The 3,863-nt window shown below is 72.9% G+C and carries 4 protein-coding genes; 2 read left to right on the top strand and 2 right to left on the bottom strand.

The window, feature by feature from the left end; genetic code table 11:
• Positions 1–15 precede the first annotated feature (15 nt).
• Both AB0M97_RS14190 and AB0M97_RS14195 read left to right on the top strand, forming a co-directional pair.
• On the top strand, positions 16–1,071 hold the full coding sequence (locus AB0M97_RS14190; RefSeq protein ID WP_365961107.1) for a ketoacyl-ACP synthase III family protein: 1,056 nt from the start codon (positions 16–18) through the stop codon (positions 1,069–1,071).
• Positions 1,068–1,850 carry an alpha/beta fold hydrolase gene (locus AB0M97_RS14195; protein WP_365961108.1) on the top strand — a complete coding sequence of 261 codons (783 nt, stop codon included), beginning with the start codon at positions 1,068–1,070 and terminating at the stop codon, positions 1,848–1,850. Before AB0M97_RS14190 ends, AB0M97_RS14195 begins: the two co-directional genes overlap by 4 nt.
• Positions 1,851–1,868: 18 nt before the next feature.
• On the opposite strand, the gene AB0M97_RS14200 is transcribed toward AB0M97_RS14195, so the two are convergent.
• Entirely contained in the window at positions 1,869–2,681 is an 813-nt protein-coding gene (locus tag AB0M97_RS14200; protein WP_365961109.1) for a methyltransferase domain-containing protein, read from the bottom strand.
• A 64-nt stretch (positions 2,682–2,745) separates the two neighbouring features.
• Entirely contained in the window at positions 2,746–3,855 is a 1,110-nt protein-coding gene (locus AB0M97_RS14205; RefSeq protein ID WP_365961110.1) for a MupA/Atu3671 family FMN-dependent luciferase-like monooxygenase, read from the bottom strand.
• Positions 3,856–3,863 lie beyond the last annotated feature (8 nt).

Raw genomic sequence — 3,863 nt, forward strand, 5'->3', positions numbered from 1 at the left:
GAGAGGCCTTCTTCCATGCTTCTGTCCGACCTGTACATCGCGGGTCTGGGCGCCCGCATCCCCGGGCGCGTCACCACCAAGGAGGCCGTGGCCGCCGGGTGGTACGACGCGGCGGAGGCGGAGGCCCTCGGCTGGGAGTCGGTGGCCGTCGCGGGCGACGTGCCCGCCCCGGACCTGGCGGTCGAGGCCGCGCAACAGGCCCTGGAGGTGTCCGGGCACGCCACCTCGGAGATCGACATCCTGATGCACGTGTCGTGCAACCACCAGGGCCCCGACCTGTGGTCGCCGCAGCACTACGTCCTGCGCAACACCGTCGGCGGGACCATCCCGGCCCTGGAGATCCGCCAGGGCTGCAACGGCTTCCTCGCCGCGATGGAACTCGCCGGCACCTACCTGGCGGCGTCCCCGGACCGTACGGCCGCCCTGATCACGTCGGCGGACAACTGGGGCGACCCGTTGATCGACCGGTGGCGGGCCACCCCCGGCGGACTGTTCGGCGACGCGGCGACGGCCTGCGTGCTGTCCCGCCGGACCGGCTTCGCACGCCTCGTCAACGTCCGTGCCGTGTCGCTGCCGGACCTGGAGGAGCTGAACCGGGGCGGCGAACCGCTCTACCCGCCCGGATGCACCACGGGCGTGAAGGTCGATCTGCGGGAGCGCGCCGCCACGTACAAGGGCGGCCAGGACCTGGTGAACGCGGGGCGGTTGATGGGCGAGACGCAGCGCGCCCTGATCAGGGAGACCCTCGACGAGGCGGGGCTCGCCCCGGGCGACATCACCCGCGTCGCCCACCAGTTCGTCGGCGACCTGAACGTGCTCCACCGCCTGCTGGAGCCCTTCGGCGAGGACGCCGGTGTCACCAAGGGCGTGTGGGACTTCGGGCGTTCCGTCGGGCACACCGGCGCCAACGACCAGACCAGCGGCCTGCACCACCTCGTGACGACCGGTCAGCTGGAGCGCGGCGACCGCGTGATGCTGCTCGGCGCCGGAGCCGGGATCTCCTTCTCCTGCGCCGTCGTCGAGATGCTGGACGTCCCCGCGTGGGCCGGCGCGGCGGACCGGGCCGCATGACGGTCGAGGCACCGGTCCAGCCGGCCGGGCTGTGGGCCCTGCGGATGCGGGACGCGACAGCGCCCGCCCCGCTGCTGCGGCTGATCTGCGTCCCCTACGCGGGGGGCGGCGCCGCCGTCTACCACGGCTGGGCGGACCGCCTGCCGGGCGTGATCGAACCGTGGGCGGTGCGCATGCCCGGCCGCGACGCCCGGCTGCACGAACCGCTGCGCACGGATCTGGTGGCGACGGCCGGGGAGCTCGCCGACGCCCTCGCGCCCCTGCTGACAGGGCCGTACGCCTTCTTCGGGCACAGCCTCGGCGCGTTCCTGGCGTTCGAGACGGTACGGGCGCTGCGGAAGCGGGGCGCGCCGGAGCCGGTCCTGCTGGCCGTGTCGGCGCGCAACCCCCCGCAGATCCGCACCTACGGGGGCGGTGTCCACCGGCTGCCGGACGACGAGTACCTCGACGTGCTGGACCGCCGGTACGGGGCCATACCGCCGCTGCTGCGCGAGGACGCGCAGATGCGGGCGCTGTATCTGCCGATCCTGCGCGCGGACACCACGATGCTGGAGACGTACCGCTATCTGCCGGGGCGGCCCCTCGGGTGTCCCGTCGTCGCCTACGGGGGCGCCGAGGACCCGGAGACGTCCCCGGCGTCGCTGGCCGCCTGGGCGGACGTGACGAGCGCCGGGTGCGCCACGGCGGTGCTGCCGGGCGGGCACTTCTTCCTCGGCCCGTCGCGGGAGGAGCTGCTCGGGCATCTGACGGCCGAGCTGCTGAGGGCGCTCGTGCCCTGAGCAGGCCCGGCCGGCGGGTCAGCTGCGGCGTGCGGTGATGAGGACGTAGCCGAGGCCGGGCGTGTAGAAGGTGTCGGTCTCCGGGTCGAGCAGGGCGCGCACCACCTCCTCGCCGGCGATGTCGACCCATTCGGCGCGGTGTTCGAGCATCATCGCCCGCAGCCCGTGGCGCACCGGTTCGGGGACGCGGATGTGCGGCGTGACGTCGCTGACGTCCAGGACGTCGAAGCCCGCCGCGGCGAGCAGCGGTTCGTACGCGTCGAGCGGCATCGCGGTGACCAGGGGGTGGATCTCCGACCAGTCCTGGCCGGGCTCGTGGAACATGTCGGCGAGGACGAGCCGGGCGCCGGGCCGCAGGACGCGGTGCGCCTCGCGCAGCGCCCGCGGCTTGTCGGGCATGTGGATGAGCGACTCGAAGAACCAGCCGGCGTCGAACGACTCGTCTGGATAGGGCAGGTGCAGGGCGTCCGCCAGCTCGAAGTGCACCCGGTCGTCGAGCCGGAGCTCGCGGGCCCTGGTGCTGGCGTGCTCGATCTGGCGGCGGCTGACGGACACGCCGACGATCTCGACCGGGTGCCCGCCGGCCAGGTGGAAGGCCGGCTGGCCGATGCCGCAGCCGATGTCCAGCACGCGCTGGCCGGCCAGCGGCGCCAGACGCTCGACCATGAGGGCCGTGAGGTGCTCGGTGGCGGCCTGGAAGGTGGAGTGGTCGGCGGGGTCCGACCAGTAGCCGAGGTGCAGGTTGCTGTCGCAGATCCGGGCGTGGAACTCGCTGAAGGTGTCGTACAGTTCGGCCACGGCCTCGCTGTTCGACGGGTTCGCCGAGGTCATCTCGTACCTCTTTCGTGAGGTGGTGCGGGGTGCCGGTGGGTGCCGGGGCGGCGCCGCGCGGCGGTCAGGTGGTGTAGTACCAGCTCATCGGTTCGGCACCGGCGCGCTCGGGTGCGGCCCGTCCGGCCGGTTGCGGCTCGGGCCGGACGGCGCAGCGGCGGCGCAGGGCGTCGAGGGCGGGCAGGGCCCGGGTGACGGTGTCGAAGGGGAGCCCGAAGTCGATCAGGCAGGCGACCTCGTCGACCCCGGCCGCGCGCAGCCTGTCGACCGTGGCGGCGCACTTGTCCTCGGTGCCGAGCAGGGACCGGCGGCTGTAGTAGTCCTCGGCCATCAGCTCGGCGAGCCGGTCCTGTTCGGCGGCGTCGGTGCCGCGGGAGGTGCCGCTGACCGCGTCGTCGTTGCGTTTCTGGGTCATGAACGAGGCGAGGTAGCGCTTGACGGGTTCGCGCACCTCGTTCCACACCTGCTGTTCGTCGTCGCCGACGTAGGTGTGCATGCCGACGGTGACCGTGCCGGTGGCCGGGTCGTGGCCGGCCCTCTCCCGGGCCGCGCGGTAGCGGCTGACGTCCTCCTCCAGCTTCTCCCAACTGGTCAGCAGGGACAGGACGTTCAGGCCGCGTTCGCCCGCGTCGATCCACGTCTGCGGGTTGGAGGTGTGCACCAGCCACATCGGCAGTTCGGGTTGGCAGGGCCGCGGATAGGTGCGGACGTCCAGGGCCCGGCCCTCCGGGCCGGGGAAGGTGCGGGTCTCCCCCCGCCACAGCGCGGCCACCGTGTCCACGTGGTCCAGGGTGTACTGCCTGCGGTCGGCGTAGTGGTCGGGGTAGAAGACGAAGTCGCCCTGGTGCCAGCCCGTGGCCACGCACACGCCGACCCGGCCCTGCGAGAGCTGGTCCACGAGGGACCACTCCTCCACGACGCGGACGGGGTGGTGGTGGGGCAGGACCACGCTGCCGGCCCGCAGGTGCAGGTTGTCGGTGGCCACGGCCAGCGCGGCGGACAGCACGGCCGGGTTGGGGAAGCTGCCGCCGAACTCCTGGAAGTGGCGTTCCGGCGTCCAGATGGCGGTGAAGCCGTGCCGGTCGATGAAGCGCGCCACGTCCAGGATGAAGCGGTAGCGGGTGCCGAAGTCGTTGCGGTCGTTCGCGGAGAAGAAGTAGACGCTGAAGTCCATGGTGCTCC

The organism is Streptomyces sp. NPDC051207, from assembly GCF_040682395.1.
Classification (GTDB): Bacteria; Actinomycetota; Actinomycetes; order Streptomycetales; family Streptomycetaceae; genus Streptomyces.